Genomic DNA, 16,115 nt, shown 5'->3' with positions numbered 1-16,115 from the left:
GATGCGTTTTCAGCGAAGAGCGATGACCCTTCGCCAGCGTTTAATGCTGACAATTGGTCTTATTCTGCTGGTGTTCCAGTTAATCAGTACCTTCTGGTTATGGCATGAAAGCACTGAGCAAATCCAATTGTTCGAGCAGGCGCTGCGGGATAATCGCAACAACGATCGCCATATCATGCACGAAATTCGCGAGGCGGTCGCCAGCCTGATCGTCCCCGGCGTATTTATGGTTAGCCTGACGCTGCTAATTTGTTACCAGGCGGTACGGCGTATTACCCGTCCGCTCGCCGAACTGCAAAAAGAGCTGGAAGCGCGGACGGCGGATAATCTGGCGCCGATCGCCATTCACAGCTCCACGCTTGAGATTGAGTCCGTCGTCTCGGCGATCAATCAACTGGTTACGCGTTTGACCACCACGCTCGACAATGAACGCCTTTTTACCGCCGATGTGGCCCATGAGCTACGCACGCCGCTGTCGGGGGTGCGTTTGCATCTGGAATTATTGTCAAAAACCCACAATGTTGATGTCGCGCCGCTTATCGCCCGTCTTGACCAGATGATGGATAGCGTCTCCCAGCTTCTGCAACTGGCGCGCGTAGGCCAGTCATTCTCTTCCGGGAATTATCAGGAAGTAAAACTGCTGGAAGATGTGATCCTCCCCTCCTACGATGAGCTGAACACCATGCTGGAAACGCGCCAGCAAACTCTGTTGCTGCCGGAAAGCGCGGCGGACGTGGTGGTGCGCGGTGATGCGACGTTACTGCGTATGCTGTTGCGAAATCTGGTGGAAAACGCGCATCGCTATAGCCCTGAAGGAACCCATATCACTATCCACATTAGCGCCGACCCCGACGCTATTATGGCGGTCGAAGACGAGGGGCCGGGTATTGATGAAAGCAAATGCGGGAAGCTAAGCGAAGCGTTCGTGCGGATGGACAGCCGTTATGGCGGAATTGGCCTGGGGCTGAGTATCGTCAGCCGCATCACCCAGCTACATCAGGGACAGTTTTTCCTGCAAAACCGTACGGAAAGAACAGGCACCCGTGCCTGGGTGCTGTTGAAAAAGGCATAACAGGCGTTTAATACGTCGTGACCCACACATAGATAAAACTGCTGACAATCAGCACACTACACAGGGTCGTCAAACTTTTATAAATATAGCTTTTCATGACGCTCTCCTCCAAAGGTATGGAGGAGAGTATGCCCGCGAGAGATTAAGCGAACCTTAAGCGCGAAATTTATTCATCGATACGCGGATGTTGCTGTACCAGACGCGAACGTTTGACCTGCAGCTCCGCAATTTCCTGATCGATGTCGTCGATTTTCTGCTCAATATTATCATAATGCTCGCCCAGAATTTCCTTCGCTTCCTGGATGTCCGACGCCGCTGGCGTTGCGCCTTTTAACGGACGATTGGCCGTCTCTTTCATGGAAATACCGGTAATCAAGCCTATCACCGCGATGACCATCAAATAATACGCCGGCATCATCAGATCCTGCGAGCTTTCCACCAGCCAGGCCGCCAGCGTTGGCGTCAGACCGGCAATCAATACAGAGATATTAAAAGCCGCCGCCAGCGCGCTGTAACGAATATGCGTCGGAAACATCGCCGGCAATGTCGAGGCCATCACCCCGGTAAAGCAGTTCAGAATCACCGCCAGCATCAACAAACCGGCAAAAATCAGGCCAATAACGTTACTGTTAATCAGGATGAAGGCCGGGATCGCCAGCGCGAACAGCGCAATGCTGCCCATAATCACAAATGGACGTCGACCGAAACGGTCGCTCAGCAGCCCCATCACCGGCTGCACAAACAGCATCCCGATCATAATGGCGATGATAATCAACACGCCGTGATCTTCAGAATAGTGCAGGTTATGCGACAGGTAGCTCGGCATGTAGGTGAGCAGCATGTAGTAGGTCACGTTGGTGGCAATCACCAGACCGATACATGACAACAGGCTACGCCAGTGTTTGGTGGCAATCTCTTTAAAGGAGACTTTCGGCCCATCCTGCAACCCTTCGCGGTCGCCCTGCTCCAGTTTACCCACGTGCTGCTGAAACGCTGGCGTCTCTTCCAGCGCATGGCGTAAGTAGAGACCGATAATTCCCAATGGCAGGGCGATAAAGAACGGAATACGCCAGCCCCACTCCAGGAAATTCTCCTCGCCGACAATCGTCGAGATCAAGACCACCACGCCCGCGCCCAGCACGAATCCGGCGATAGAACCAAAATCCAGCCAGCTTCCCATAAATCCGCGTTTACGATCCGGCGAATATTCCGCGACAAAGATCGACGCGCCGGTATATTCCCCGCCAACCGAGAAGCCCTGCGCCATTTTACACAGCAACAACAGTATTGGCGCCCAGATACCGATCGTCGCGTAAGAGGGGATTAACCCGATACAGAAGGTACTGATCGACATAATCACAATCGTGATCGCCAGGATCTTCTGGCGCCCGTATTTATCGCCGAGCATACCAAAGAATAACCCGCCGAGCGGACGAATCAGGAAGGGAACGGAAAACGTGGCCAGCGCGGCAATCATCTGGACGCTGGGATCGGCGCCGGGGAAAAAGACTTTACCCAACGCGTAGGCAACAAATCCATAAACACCAAAATCAAACCACTCCATCGCGTTGCCCAGCGAGGCGGCGGTAATCGCTTTGCGAAGTTTACCGTCATCAATGATGGTCACATCGCCCAGTGTAATCGGTTTTATTTTTTTCCTTTTCAGCATAGCTGTCCTCATAGGCTAAGCCCTGTAGCGCTATATACGGCGGGCACTGGCATACCGCGCCAGCGTCGCCGTCGAGCGGAGGGAGGGGCGCGAACGCTATCCCTCATACAAGCGTAGCAGGTTTACTTACACTGTCCGGTTACGGACTGTACAACCGAACCTGTTGACGCCTGAATGGGCAGTTAATGACCTTTTTACCCTAACAGGGTTTAAATATGTGATCAACTTCACACATATATGTCAATTCGGTCAAAAGGTGTAAACAAGGACGCCCTAATGCACTGTGGTGACAGTAAAAAAGCGGTTATTCGAGTGTAAAGCATTGCTGACTGGCGTGGCGCAGCCCCTTTTATAAAAGCGGCAATAGTCCCGACAACGCTAAGGATTTTGTGTATAATTGCGGCCTTTTTCGGCGATCTGCCATTTTTGGGCGCGTTTGCCCCCGCTGACTTTTTGAGGATACTAACATGTCATTACCCCACTGCCCGCAATGTAACTCCGAATATACCTACGAAGATAACGGCATGTTCATCTGCCCGGAATGCGCTCACGAATGGAACGATGCGGAACCCGCTCAGGAGAGCGATGAGCTGATTGTCAAAGACGCCAACGGCAACCTGCTGGCGGACGGCGATAGCGTCACCATCGTGAAAGATCTGAAAGTAAAAGGCAGCTCTTCCATGCTGAAAATCGGCACCAAAGTGAAGAACATTCGTCTGGTTGAAGGCGACCATAACATCGACTGCAAAATCGATGGTTTTGGCCCGATGAAACTGAAATCCGAGTTCGTGAAAAAGAACTGATTTACCGCGTCATTGCCCGGTAGTGCCTGCTTACCGGGCCTGAGCGGCCCTGCCACCGACAATATTGTGCCAATTTCGAACTACACTTAACGAGCATCTCTTACCTGAGGTAACCATTATGCCGTTAAGTCCCTATCTCTCTTTTGCCGGCAACTGTGCCGACGCCATCGCGTATTATCAACAAACGTTAGGCGCAGAACTGCTTTATAAACTCAGCTTCGGTGAAATGCCCCCCTCGGCGGCGGATAACGAAGAGGGCTGCCCGTCAGGAGTACGCTTTCCCGATACTGCTATCGCCCACGCCAACATGCGTATTGCCGGCAGCGATATCATGATGAGTGATGCCAGCCCGTCGGGAACGGCGCATTATTCCGGCTTTACGCTGGTGCTTGATACCCAGGATGTAGCAGAAGGGAAGCGCTGGTTTGATAACCTTGCCGCACAAGGGCAAATCGAAATGGACTGGCAGGAGACCTTCTGGGCGCAGGGTTTCGGCAAGGTCAGCGATCGTTTCGGTGTGCCGTGGATGATTAACGTGGTTAAACATCAGCCTGCCACCTAATTCCCCGGGAGGCTCACCCTCCCCCTTGCCATCAGAGTGATCTTTGGCTGTACGTTATCCGCCGTTTAACTGTCATAGAATAAATAATGACGGTAGTTTGCTACAGTCTGGCGAAAGATGGTTGATCCTGATGAAGCGTCGGGAGGACATTATGCCAGTCTGTGAATTACGCCACGCGACAACAGAGGATACCGATTCTATTTACGCGCTTATCTGTGAGTTACTTAAAAATGAGCTTGATTATCAGGCTTTCAGGGATGGATTTGCCGCTAATTTACTGGACCCCAACGTTCATTATCGTTTAGCGCTGCGCAACGGAGAGGTAGTCGGCATGATCAGCCTGCATATGCAGTTTCATCTCCATCATGCCAACTGGATTGGCGAAATTCAGGAGCTGGTGGTATTACCGCAGATGCGGGGACAAAAAGTTGGCAGTCAGCTTCTGGCCTGGGCAGAAGAAGAAGCACGTCAGGCGGGCGCCGAGCTAACGGAGCTTTCCACAAATATTAAACGCCGCGATGCACACCGTTTTTATCTTCGCGAAGGTTACAAGCAAAGTCATTTTCGGTTTACGAAAGCATTGTGATCGGGCAGCCGTCATCAGAAGATAAGGCATAACGTAATCAGCCGTCACCGGGTGAAGTAGCGGAGCCATCTCAATTCTACTGTCGGCAAGCCTGGATAAAGGTTAAACGGGCTGACTCGCTTCTTTAGCAAAAACGGCCCTTTTAAGTTGTAGAAATGTAAATTTATTGTCAACGAACTACACTTTTCTCTTTGGCATCACCGGGAGGGTTGCCTGAAAATCCCGGGATGAGGTTTTCTTAGAAGGACAGTGACGTTATGTTCGCAGCAATCATTATCGGTATTTTTATTATCAGCGTCATTTATGCGCATTCACGCGGGGTGGAAAAACAAAAACTTTCCCGTCAGCTCTTTGACCACTCGACGTTTATGGCGCCGATCAATATGTTCATGACTCGCTTCTCAACGTTACCGGCAAAGCAGCCGTACTTTGATACCACGGCATTTCCAGAGCTGCAGAAGCTGACGGAAAACTGGCAGGTGATTCGTGAAGAGGCACTACAGCTTCAGCATCACATAAAAGCCGCGCAGGCCAATAACGACGCCGGATTCAATACCTTTTTCAAGCGCGGCTGGAAACGGTTTTACCTTAAATGGTATTCCGATGCCCACCCGTCGGCGGAAACGTTATGCCCGATAACGACAAAGCTGGTCAACAGCATCCCCTCTATCAAAGCGGCGATGTTCGCCGAGTTGCCTCCCGGAGCCTATCTGGGAAAACATCGCGACCCCTATGCCGGTTCAGTACGTTACCATCTTGGATTAAGCACACCGAATGACGACCGCTGTTTTATTGAAGTTGATCGACAGCGCCATAGCTGGCGCGACGGCGAAGCCGTCATCTTCGACGAAACCTACGTTCATTGGGCAGAAAATAAAACTGAGCAGACGCGTATTATCCTCTTTTGCGATATTGAGCGCCCAATGAAATGGCGCTGGGCGCAGAGCGTAAACCACTGGGTCGGCGCATCGCTGATGTCCGCCGCCAGTTCGCCAAACGACGAGAACGATCGCACCGGTGCGATTAATCGCATCTTTAAATACGTTCACGCAGCACGCGATGCCGGGCAGCGACTGAAAAAGAAAAACCGCACTCTCTATTACGCGCTGAAATATCTCGTTATTGCCGCTATTTTTGCCGCGATAATCCTTTTCAGCCTCCTCTGAAGCCGGGCCGCGGTATGGCACTGCCTGCCGCGGCCCGTTCTATCCTGGCGTTAGTCTCAACGCGTTCCCTGGCCTTGAGTCTATCCATCCGGATAATTTATTAAAAACCCCCACTTCAGGCAGAGTCGATTGCCGGATGGCGGCTCCGCCTTATCTGGCCCGCGCTCAGCGTTTCTCCCCATAATAAATGTCATGCGGCATTTTCTTTCGACACGTCAAAACTGACGATAGCCTGTTTTTCGTCAGGGTTTTGAGCAAAATTCGCCCGTAATATCAGGGAAAGCCCATACTAAAAAAGTGGCATAAAACATGCATACTGAGGGCGACAGCGCGTATGCGCGATTTGATTAACTGGAGCGAAACCGATGAAAAAAGTCGTCACGGTTTGCCCGTATTGCGCATCAGGTTGCAAAATCAATCTGGTGGTCGATAACGGCAAAATCGTCCGGGCTGAGGCGGCGCAGGGGAAAACCAACCAGGGTACCCTGTGTCTGAAGGGCTACTACGGCTGGGATTTTATTAATGATACCCAGATCCTGACCCCGCGCCTGAAAACCCCAATGATCCGTCGCCAGCGTGGCGGCAAACTGGAATCTGTTTCCTGGGATGAAGCGCTCAATTACGTCGCTGAACGTTTGAGCGCCATCAAAGCGAAGTACGGTCCGGATGCAATCCAGACAACCGGCTCCTCTCGCGGTACCGGAAATGAAACCAACTATGTGATGCAAAAATTCGCACGCGCCGTTATTGGTACCAATAACGTTGACTGCTGCGCTCGCGTCTGACACGGCCCATCGGTTGCAGGTCTGCACCAATCGGTCGGTAACGGCGCAATGAGTAATGCTATCAATGAAATTGATAACACAGATTTAGTGTTCGTCTTCGGGTATAACCCGGCAGATTCCCACCCTATCGTGGCGAATCATGTGATTAACGCTAAACGCAACGGGGCGAAAATTATCGTCTGCGATCCGCGCAAAATTGAAACCGCGCGCATTGCCGACATGCATATCGCGTTGAAAAACGGCTCGAATATCGCGCTGCTCAACGCCATGGGGCATGTCATTATTGAAGAAAACCTGTACGACAAAGCGTTTGTCGCCAGCCGTACCGAAGGTTTTGAAGAGTACAGTAAGATTGTCGAAGGCTATACGCCGGAGTCCGTCGAAGAGATCACTGGCGTGAGCGCACAGGAGATTCGTCAGGCGGCGCGGATGTATGCCAGCGCGAAAAGCGCAGCGATCTTGTGGGGTATGGGCGTCACCCAGTTCTATCAGGGTGTGGAAACCGTGCGTTCACTGACCAGCCTCGCGATGCTGACCGGCAACCTCGGCAAGCCAAGCGCGGGCGTTAACCCGGTTCGCGGCCAGAACAACGTTCAGGGCGCGTGCGATATGGGCGCGCTGCCGGATACTTATCCGGGCTACCAGTACGTTAAATTCCCGGAAAACCGCGAGAAGTTCGCTAAAGCCTGGGGCGTAGAAAGTCTGCCTGCGCATACCGGCTATCGCATCAGCGAGCTGCCGCACCGTGCGGCGCATGGCGAAGTGCGCGCGGCGTACATTATGGGTGAAGATCCGCTGCAAACCGATGCGGAACTCTCTGCGGTACGTAAAGCGTTTGAGGATCTGGAACTGGTCATCGTGCAGGATATCTTCATGACCAAAACCGCGTCGGCGGCGGATGTGATTTTACCCTCTACCTCATGGGGCGAGCATGAAGGCGTCTTCTCTGCGGCTGACCGTGGCTTCCAGCGCTTCTTTAAAGCCGTTGAGCCGAAGTGGGACCTGAAAACCGACTGGCAGATTATCAGTGAAATCGCCACCCGGATGGGCTATCCGATGCACTACAACAACACCCAGGAGATCTGGGATGAGTTGCGTCATCTGTGCCCGGATTTCTACGGCGCCACTTACGAGAAAATGGGCGAGCTGGGCTATATCCAGTGGCCGTGCCGCGACACGTCGGATGCCGATCAGGGAACCTCGTACCTCTTTAAAGAGAAGTTCGATACCCCCAACGGTCTGGCGCAGTTCTTCACCTGCGACTGGGTAGCGCCTATCGATAAACTCACCGAAGAGTACCCGATGGTACTGTCGACGGTGCGCGAAGTCGGCCACTACTCCTGCCGCTCAATGACCGGTAACTGTGCGGCGCTGGCCGCGCTGGCCGATGAACCGGGCTATGCGCAAATCAATACCGCCGACGCCGCGCGTCTGGGCATTGAAGATGAAGCGCTGGTGTGGGTTCATTCGCGCAAAGGTAAAATCATCACCCGCGCGCAGGTCAGCGATCGCCCGAACAAAGGGGCGATTTACATGACCTACCAGTGGTGGATTGGCGCCTGTAACGAGCTGGTGACTGAAAACCTCAGCCCGATTACCAAAACGCCGGAGTACAAATACTGCGCCGTACGCGTTGAGCCGATCGCCGATCAGCGAGCCGCCGAGCAGTATGTGATTGATGAGTACAACAAGCTGAAAACCCGCCTGCGCGAAAGCGCAATGGGTTGATCTGCCGGATGGCGGCATCAGAATGCTTTATTCGGCCTGCGTCTACTGTAGGCCTGATAAGATGCATTAGCATCGCCATCAGGCATTTTCCCTATAACAGCCTCCGTCCGGAGGCTGTTTTTTTATCCATACGATCTCTTTATACTGTCTTTTCCGTACCCTAAATAAAATTCAAAATGAAACTACTTCTTGCATTGATGTTGTTTATGACATTCTTTGCCCATGCCGCAGATCCTGAGCCGGGTAGCCAGTATTTGCAGGCAGCAGAGGCAGGTGACAGACGCGCACAATATTTTCTGGCCGACAGTTGGTTGAGCTATGGCGATTTGAACAAAGCTGAATACTGGGCGCAAAAAGCCGCCGACAGTGGCGACGCCGACGCCTGCGCGCTACTGGCGCAAATCAAAATCACTAATCCGGTAAGCCTGGATTATCCCGACGCGAAAAAGCTGGCTGAAAAGGCGGCTAACGCGGGCAGTAAAGCGGGCGAAATTACGCTGGCGCGGATCCTGGTCAACACCCAGGCCGGGCGCCCGGACTACCCAAAAGCCATCTCGCTGCTGCAAAAGGCCTCTGAAGATCTGGATAACGACTCCGCGGTGGATGCGCAAATGTTGCTTGGCCTGATTTACGCCAACGGCGTGGGCATTGCCGCCGATGATGAAAAAGCCGCCTGGTATTTCAAACGCAGTTCCGCCATTTCCCGTACCGGCTATTCAGAATACTGGGCGGGAATGATGTTTTTAAACGGTGAACCGGGCTTTATTGAAAAGAACAAGCAGAAGGCGTTGCACTGGTTGAATCTAAGCTGTCTGGAAGGGTTTGATACCGGTTGCGAAGAGTTCGAAACGCTAACGAATGGTTGATGTTTATTGCCGGATGAACGTAGTCGTTGTAGGCCTGATAAGCGTAGCGCCATCAGGCAAACCGGAGCAGGTTGCCGGATGGCGGCGTGAACGCCTTATCCGGCCTACATTCTCTTTCTCTGTAGGCCGGATAAGCAAAGCGCCATTCGGCAATCCGTTATTGGGCGGTCTTATCAAATTTGCCCAGCACGTCGCGCTCGTAGGCCAGCGCTTTTTTGCGGTCAAACTTGTGTTCCCACTTGGCAATCACCAGCACCGCCAGCGCATTCCCCACCACATTTAGCGCAGTACGCGCCATGTCGAGGATACGGTCGACACCGGCGATAAACGCCAGCCCTTCCAGCGGAATGCCCACGCTGCCCAGCGTCGCCAGTAATACCACGAAGGAAACGCCAGGCACGCCGGCAATCCCTTTCGACGTCACCATCAGCGTCAGCACCAGTACAATTTCCTGCCACAGCGACAGGTCGATACCGTATAGCTGCGCGATAAAAATGGCGGCGATGCTCTGGTATAACGTGGAGCCGTCGAGGTTAAATGAGTAACCGGTCGGTACCACGAAACTGGTGATAGAGGCTGGTGCGCCGTAAGCTTCCATCTTCTCGATAATGCGCGGCAGTACGCTCTCGGAGCTGGCGGTCGAGTACGCCAGAATCAATTCATCTTTCAGAATGCGAATCAGAATCCAGATACTTAACCCGCACAGGCGCGCCACGATGCCCAGCACCACCAGCGCAAAGAAGATAATGGCAAAGTGTACCAGCAGCACCAGTTTCGCCAGCGGCCACAGCGACGCGAAACCAAAATTCGCCACCGTGACGGCGATCAGCGCAAAAACGCCCACTGGCGCATAGCGCATCACCATATGGGTGACTTTAAACATGGTTTCAGAGATGGAACGAAATACCGTCACCAGCGGTTCGCGGTGCGTTGCCGGCAGGGACGACAACCCCAGCCCAAACAGGACCGAGAAAAAGATAATTGGCAGCATATCCCCTTTGGCCATCGATGCGATGATATTGGTCGGCACCAGCGACAGTATCGTCCCCATCAGCCCATGCGCATGACTTTGTACTTCCGCCGTGGTGTTCTGGTATTTCGAAATATCGACGGTCGCCAGTTGCGACATATCAATGCCTGAGCCTGGCTGAAAGACATTCGCCAGCGTAATGCCGAGGATAATCGCCACCGTGGTGATCAGTTCAAAATAGAGAATGGTTTTGGCGCCGATACGGCCTAGCTGTTTCGCATCGCCAACGCCGGCGATGCCGACAATCAGAGTCGAGATCACGATCGGCACGACGATCATTTTAATCAGGTGGATAAAGATATCGCCAGCAGGCGACAGCAGGTTGGCAATCAGCCATTCACGACTGTCACTGTGATAATGCAGATAGCTGCCCAACAGAATGCCCAGCACCATAGCCAGCAAAATTTGCCAGGCCAGGCTGACTTTCAAATTTTTCATAACAACAGACTTCCTCGATGAAGCGTTGCTCTCCGCCGAAAGCATGAGAGCAATACATACTGAAAGGGTATGATTTGTGTTGCGTTGGTTTGTAGAGTTTTTTAACGCGCATAATCAGTATCATTTGCATAGCGTCTTGCGCAACCCTTTCATAACAGGGCTTTTGGCTGTTTTTATGCATAATAACGCGAGTTTATGGCGTTAATGATGAATAACTATTTGTTATGGAAAGTTTTTTACTTCGTCAAAAACGAATAATACACTGAGGTAATTAATTTTTACTTGTGTCTCATTCGCCGTTTTTTTAAACAGCACACATGACAAAAGTCACAAAAAAGAAAAAATTATTTCTGCCGATTTTGTAACAATTTAGCCAAATTAATGGCCTCTACCAGCTGCGCGCGGTTCACTCGCGGCGAGTTGGCATCCAGTAAGGTTTGCCACAGCGACACGGCTTGCGCATAATCCGCCTGCATAAACGCATCCGCCGCCAGCAGCATCTGCGCGGTCACTTCTGTCGCATCCAGCGCTAACGCTTTATTAATCATTTCACGCGTCGCAGGCGTCATATGTTGCCCGGCCTGGTAATACAGCACCGTTGCCAGCGCGGCGAAAAGCTGCGCGTTATCGCCTCGCAGACGCAACGCCTGACGATATGCCAGCAGCGCATTGTCATACGCATTGCGATAGAGATAATACTCGCCCAGCCGCGCCCATTGCTCGCTATCCTGCGGATTGGCGCGGATTTTTTCTTGCAGCCTGGAAAGCTGCGCCTCTGGCGTTTGCGGGTTCGTAAAGTCACGTAGCGGATCGGCCAGACGCTGTTGCTCGCTACGCACAGCCTGCCATTTCGGCGTCAACAGATAGCCGCCGATACAGGCAGCCACCATCAATACCGCCGCAGCCGCCAGGCGCTTTACGGGCATGGGACGTAACGGCGCAGTGGAGTGTTCAGACTGGCTCATTGTTCCCCCTCTTCTGCGTGCTGACGCTTTCTCACCCGCCAGACCACCACGCCCACCAGCAATAACAGCAGGCACGGCAGCGCCCACAACAGCAGCGTTTGCTCATTCAACGGCGGGTTGTAGCGCACGAAATCACCATAACGCTCGGTCATCCAGGCGGTGATTTCCGCTTCGCTTTTACCTTCGGCCACCATGCTGTAAACCTGATGGCGCATACTGACCGCCACGGGCGCATTGGATTCCAGCAAATTCTGGTTCTGACACTGCGGACAGCGCAGTTGACCGGCAATAGACAGCGCTTTTTCCTGCTGTTGCGGATTGTCAAAGCGCCAGGTATCCACCACCTGGGCGTTGGTGGCGAAGGTGATTAAAAACAGGACGATCGTTAAGAGTAAAAACTTTCTGCCGGATGGCGCTACGCTTATCCGGCCTACGGTTTGCGCATCCTGTAGGCCGGATAAGGCGTTTACGCCGCCATCCGGCAACGCTGTGAGTAATTTACGCATCACGCTTCCTCCCCCGCCATCCGCTCAGCAGCGCGCCACACACCATCAACAATCCCCCTCCCCAGATCCAGCGCACGCCGGTCTGCACGTATAAGCGCGTGGCGTAACGGTCCGCTCCGGTTTTTTCGCCCATCACCGCGTACCAGTCATGTAGCAGGTTCCAGTGAATCCCCGGCTCCATCATTTGCTGGCGCCGCGCGACATAAAAGCGCCTTTCAGGCTGCAGGCTGCCAATGCGTTTTTCATTCCGCCACAACGCGATCAGCGCTTTTTCACTGGTGTAGTTGCCTTTGGCTTCCAGATCCAGACGCTCGAAACGAAAGGTATAGCCCGCCAGCACCACCTGCTGACCGGGGCTGAGGTTAAGGCTGATTTCATGCCGACTGCCGCTGGAAACCATGATCCCGGCGGCGAAGATAAATACGCCCGTATGCGCCAGCAACGCCGGAAGCTGACAACGCACAGAGACTTTGCGGCTTCTGATTGTCGCCAGCACGATAACCACCAGCATCAGCAGGCCAAACGGCAGCGTGACGCGATTAAAATAGGGCGCGCCCACCGAAAGCCTTCCCCAGCCCATCAAACCATAAATCATGGGGTAGAGCGTCCCGATTAGTACGATCAACAAGACGGCGCTAAAGAGCAGCAGCGTCGCCAGAATGAGCGTTTCGCACTTTCCGCCGCCCAAACGCGTCGCCGGATACGGCTCCCGCGCCCGCCAGCCGTACAGAACAAGCGATGCCAGACTTAACGCGGCAAAAAGGGTAAACAGCGGCACCGCGCGCACGTTATCCAGCGCAAAGGCATGTACCGAAACAAGAATGCCGGAACGCACAATCAGCGTTCCCAGCAACGAGAGGATCAGCGTCAGTATCGCCAGCAGCAACGACCAGTGACGGAAGCTCCCGCGCTGGCGGCTGACATACAGACTGTGCAGCAACGCGCTGGCGGCAAGCCACGGCAACAATGAGGCATTTTCCACCGGGTCCCAGAACCACCAGCCGCCCCAGCCCAATTCGCAATACGCCCACCACGATCCGAGAATGATACCCAGCGTCAGAGCGCACCAGCCGGGTAACGCCCAGCGCCAGCACACCCAGGCGGTTGCCGCGTTAAAGCCGCCGCACAGTAGCGAGGCCAGCGCTACGCTCGCCGCGGTCATCAGGCCGCCATAACCCAGATAGAGCAGCGGCGGATGTAAGATCAGCCCCAGATGTTGCAGCATGGGATTAAGGTCGCGCCCTTCCATGGCGGGAGGGAAAATACGCAGGAACGGATCGGACCACAGCACAATAAATAGCAGCAGCGAGGCCATAATGAGGGACAAGATGCTCAGGGTCAGCGGAAAAAGCGCGTCAGATTCATGCCGGGAGCGCCAGGCGAATAGCGCCGTCCACCCCGAAAGAAGCAGCGCCCACAGCAGGAGCGAGCCTTCATGACCGCCCCATACCGCCGCCAGTTTCAGCCCCCATGACAACTGACTATGGCTATGCTGCGCAACATAAACGACCGAAAAATCGCTGGTCAGAAAACAGCTAAACAGAATCGCAAACGCCAGTAGCAGCAGCGTGAACGCCGTCCACGCGCCGCAGGTCGTCAGGCGCATGACGCCACGCCAATGCTGCGCCATCCCGCACCACGTCGCCAGCGGGGTCAACACGTTGACCCCGAGACTCAACAACAGCGCCAGAAATCCGGCTTCAGGAAGGAAGATGTCCAGATTATGCAACCGTTAGCTGTCCCGCATAAAGAATGAAAAAGCGCAGCAACAGCACGCCGGTCAAACTGGCGACGCAAACGGCCAGCACGCCGTGAAACGTGACGCTACGATTTGCCCAGGGTTTCAGCAGCAGCGGGATAATCAATCCCAGCCCTACGACGCCAAGCCAGAACCACCAGCTCCAGAATCCGCCGCCCAGCGCCGCCGCCAGCGCGCGCATTTTGCCGTCATCGCCCAGCGCCAGCCCGATAAAAAAGGCCGCCAGCAGGAAGATCTCCAGCCATACCACTGGGGTTTCCATGCGATGTACAAAGCGCGCCTCGGTGCTGTGCGGGTTGCTACGATGGCGTAACGCCATAGCGATCAGCGCCACCGCCGCGCCGGAGGAGATGCCGGAGAACAGGAACAGCACCGGCAGGATCGGGTTATTCAGGAACGGATAGGATTTCAGCGCCGACAGCAGAAAGCCGGTGTACGCCCCGAGCAGAACCGCCAGTACCAGCATTAACGTCTCCAGCGCACGGTGGAACGGCGTTATTAGCGCCAACACTTTCTGCACGATCTCTAACCGCGGCAGCCAACGCTGCTGCAGGGCAATCACCTCTTTTTCAAAGATTTTCGCCAGCCACAGTATCAGGACCACCATGTAAAGCTGGAACAGCATCACCCCCATCGACATCACCGAGGTAAAGCTGTAGTGAAACATCAGCTTCCAGAAGGTCCACGGGCGCGTGAGGTGGAAGACCAGAATCAGCAGACCAAGAATAATCGCCCCCGGCCCTAACACCAGCGTAGTGCGCAGCAGCGTACTGTCCGAACCGCCCGCCTCCGGATGGAAGCGGCGCAGCAGAATCGCCAACGTAACCAGTCCGGCGGAGATGCCAATCAGAAACAGATAGATGGCGATGGGCCAGTCCCACACCAGTGATGCAAAATGAAATGCAGAAGCGGATGTCATTGGCTCACCTCCCCATAGTTAAAGGGAACGCGGTAGACCTTCGGTTTTGTGCCCAGCGCCAGCTTGTAACGATAGGTGGTTTTCTGCCGCAACAAACGGGAAATATCGCTGTTGGGATCGTCCAGATTACCAAACGTCAGCGCCTTCGTCGGGCATGACTCAACGCAGGCGGGCTGTTTGCCCGCTTTCAGGTTGGTTTTCCGGCAGAAATCGCATTTATCCGCCGTCTTACTGACCGGATGGATAAAGCGCACGCGGTAGGGACACGCGGCAATGCAGTACTGGCAGCCGACGCAAAGGTCCGGATTCACGTCGACAATACCGCTGGCGGCATCGCGGAATGATGCCCCCGTCGGGCAGACGTCAACGCAGGGGGCATGGTCGCAATGCTGGCACGAGTGGCGGAAGAAGCGATACTTCACATCAGGAAACGTCCCCTGCGGCTCGCTGCGAATAATCGTCAGGCGCGATACGCCTTCCGGCACGGTGTTGACTTCCCGACAGGCATCCATGCAGGCCGTGCAGCCGATGCATAATGACTCATCGTGTACCATGCCATAACGCACGCCGTTAATATTCAACGTGTTCGCTACAACGCGTCCTGCCATCCCACTGACCGCCGCCAGCGCGCCGACGCGGGTAATAAATTGACGTCGGGTGCAACTCATGGCTGCTCCTTAAGCAACGGAACGGACGCCGGGTTAAAGTGCGGGTTAGTACGCTGATCGCTGTGGCAATCCACGCATATTTTGATCCGCCCTTTCTCGCTTAGCGTCTGCATCGTGTCTTGCTGCGGATGCAGGGAATGGCAACTGGCGCAGGTCACTTTAGTAACATGAACATCGTGCGGCCAGAACGCTTTTTGCAGTTGTTCAGGCAAGTGGCAGGACATACAGACGCTGTTCTGTTGCTCTACCGTATACATCGGGTCGTTAAAACGCATCACATCTTTCACCCCTTCACGGTGGTGAAGCGACGGTTGACCGTGGCAGTTGGTACAGGTTATCGGCAATTTATTGTTCGGGTTGATAGCGCCCGTATGTTTACCGTGCATACCTTCGGTGTCCGGCTTGTGACAGTCCAGACAGGCAGCATCCGGATTACGCTGCTGGGTGACCGTCCAGCGTTGATCCGACTCCTGCGGCGTTGGCGTGGCAGTAATTCCACTCAGGCTCCAGAACAGGCCTGACGCCAGCACCCCAGCAGTTAATAACGAACGTAATACGCTCATATTCACTCCGTTGAGTTATCCGCCCCTTAC

The 16,115-nt window shown here is 54.1% G+C and carries 14 protein-coding genes and 1 pseudogene; 7 read left to right on the top strand and 8 right to left on the bottom strand.

Going from position 1 to position 16,115, the window contains the following annotated elements:
- The first annotated feature begins 1 nt into the window (after position 1).
- Entirely contained in the window at positions 2-1,072 is a 1,071-nt protein-coding gene (pmrB, locus tag NA197_RS18280) for a two-component system sensor histidine kinase PmrB (RefSeq protein ID WP_001212189.1), read from the top strand.
- Positions 1,073-1,079: 7 nt separating this feature from the next.
- Here pmrB and pmrR read toward each other — a convergent pair whose 3' ends face one another.
- Together pmrR and proP are read right to left on the bottom strand one after the other, a co-directional pair.
- The gene (gene pmrR, locus NA197_RS18275) at positions 1,080-1,169 is read right to left on the bottom strand and encodes an LpxT activity modulator PmrR (protein WP_000844399.1); all 90 of its coding nucleotides are present in this window, start codon (positions 1,167-1,169) and stop codon (positions 1,080-1,082) included.
- Positions 1,170-1,238: 69 nt separating this feature from the next.
- The gene (gene proP, locus NA197_RS18270) at positions 1,239-2,741 is read right to left on the bottom strand and encodes a glycine betaine/L-proline transporter ProP (RefSeq protein ID WP_064043434.1); all 1,503 of its coding nucleotides are present in this window, start codon (positions 2,739-2,741) and stop codon (positions 1,239-1,241) included.
- Between the two features lie 467 nt (positions 2,742-3,208).
- On the opposite strand from proP, the gene NA197_RS18265 reads away from it, so the two are divergent.
- The 6 genes from NA197_RS18265 to yjcO all read left to right on the top strand — a co-directional run bounded on the left by NA197_RS18265 (position 3,209) and on the right by yjcO (position 9,237).
- Positions 3,209-3,544: a zinc ribbon domain-containing protein YjdM gene (locus NA197_RS18265; RefSeq protein WP_000056482.1), complete on the top strand. Its 336-nt coding sequence runs from the start codon at positions 3,209-3,211 to the stop codon at positions 3,542-3,544.
- Positions 3,545-3,662: 118 nt separating this feature from the next.
- The gene (gene yjdN / locus NA197_RS18260; protein ID WP_061424931.1) at positions 3,663-4,106 is read left to right on the top strand and encodes a VOC family metalloprotein YjdN; all 444 of its coding nucleotides are present in this window, start codon (positions 3,663-3,665) and stop codon (positions 4,104-4,106) included.
- 151 nt (positions 4,107-4,257) lie between these two features.
- On the top strand, positions 4,258-4,692 hold the full coding sequence (phnO, locus tag NA197_RS18255; RefSeq protein ID WP_064043433.1) for an aminoalkylphosphonate N-acetyltransferase: 435 nt from the start codon (positions 4,258-4,260) through the stop codon (positions 4,690-4,692).
- 257 nt (positions 4,693-4,949) lie between these two features.
- Positions 4,950-5,858 carry a lipid A hydroxylase LpxO gene (gene lpxO, locus NA197_RS18250; RefSeq protein ID WP_000457022.1) on the top strand — a complete coding sequence of 303 codons (909 nt, stop codon included), beginning with the start codon at positions 4,950-4,952 and terminating at the stop codon, positions 5,856-5,858.
- A 365-nt stretch (positions 5,859-6,223) separates the two neighbouring features.
- Positions 6,224-8,371 carry a formate dehydrogenase H subunit alpha, selenocysteine-containing gene (locus tag NA197_RS18245; RefSeq protein ID WP_011233236.1) on the top strand — a complete coding sequence of 716 codons (2,148 nt, stop codon included), beginning with the start codon at positions 6,224-6,226 and terminating at the stop codon, positions 8,369-8,371.
- Positions 8,372-8,547: 176 nt separating this feature from the next.
- Complete coding sequence (gene yjcO, locus NA197_RS18240) at positions 8,548-9,237, top strand: Sel1 family TPR-like repeat protein YjcO (protein WP_000771454.1); 690 nt, start codon at positions 8,548-8,550, stop codon at positions 9,235-9,237.
- A gap of 157 nt (positions 9,238-9,394) precedes the next feature.
- Here yjcO and gltP read toward each other — a convergent pair whose 3' ends face one another.
- From gltP to nrfB, 6 genes and pseudogenes are all read right to left on the bottom strand, one after another.
- The gene (gene gltP, locus NA197_RS18235; protein ID WP_000793278.1) at positions 9,395-10,705 is read right to left on the bottom strand and encodes a glutamate/aspartate:proton symporter GltP; all 1,311 of its coding nucleotides are present in this window, start codon (positions 10,703-10,705) and stop codon (positions 9,395-9,397) included.
- 344 nt (positions 10,706-11,049) lie between these two features.
- On the bottom strand, positions 11,050-11,670 hold the full coding sequence (nrfG, locus tag NA197_RS18230; RefSeq protein WP_000083224.1) for a heme lyase NrfEFG subunit NrfG: 621 nt from the start codon (positions 11,668-11,670) through the stop codon (positions 11,050-11,052).
- Positions 11,667-13,905, bottom strand: a pseudogene (gene nrfF, locus NA197_RS18225) (heme lyase NrfEFG subunit NrfF). Before nrfF ends, nrfG begins: the two are co-directional and overlap by 4 nt.
- On the bottom strand, positions 13,898-14,854 hold the full coding sequence (nrfD, locus tag NA197_RS18220) for a cytochrome c nitrite reductase subunit NrfD (RefSeq protein ID WP_001584174.1): 957 nt from the start codon (positions 14,852-14,854) through the stop codon (positions 13,898-13,900). Before nrfD ends, nrfF begins: the two are co-directional and overlap by 8 nt.
- On the bottom strand, positions 14,851-15,522 hold the full coding sequence (gene nrfC / locus NA197_RS18215) for a cytochrome c nitrite reductase Fe-S protein (protein WP_001278030.1): 672 nt from the start codon (positions 15,520-15,522) through the stop codon (positions 14,851-14,853). Before nrfC ends, nrfD begins: the two co-directional genes overlap by 4 nt.
- On the bottom strand, positions 15,519-16,085 hold the full coding sequence (gene nrfB, locus NA197_RS18210) for a cytochrome c nitrite reductase pentaheme subunit (protein ID WP_000115065.1): 567 nt from the start codon (positions 16,083-16,085) through the stop codon (positions 15,519-15,521). Before nrfB ends, nrfC begins: the two co-directional genes overlap by 4 nt.
- Positions 16,086-16,115: the final 30 nt, after the last annotated feature.

The sequence above is a fragment of the Salmonella sp. NW884 genome, assembly GCF_051700745.1.
Classification (GTDB): Bacteria; Pseudomonadota; Gammaproteobacteria; order Enterobacterales; family Enterobacteriaceae; genus Salmonella; species Salmonella enterica.
The sequence above is the reverse complement of the archived record's forward strand: the minus strand, read 5'-3'. Positions and strand labels throughout refer to the sequence as shown.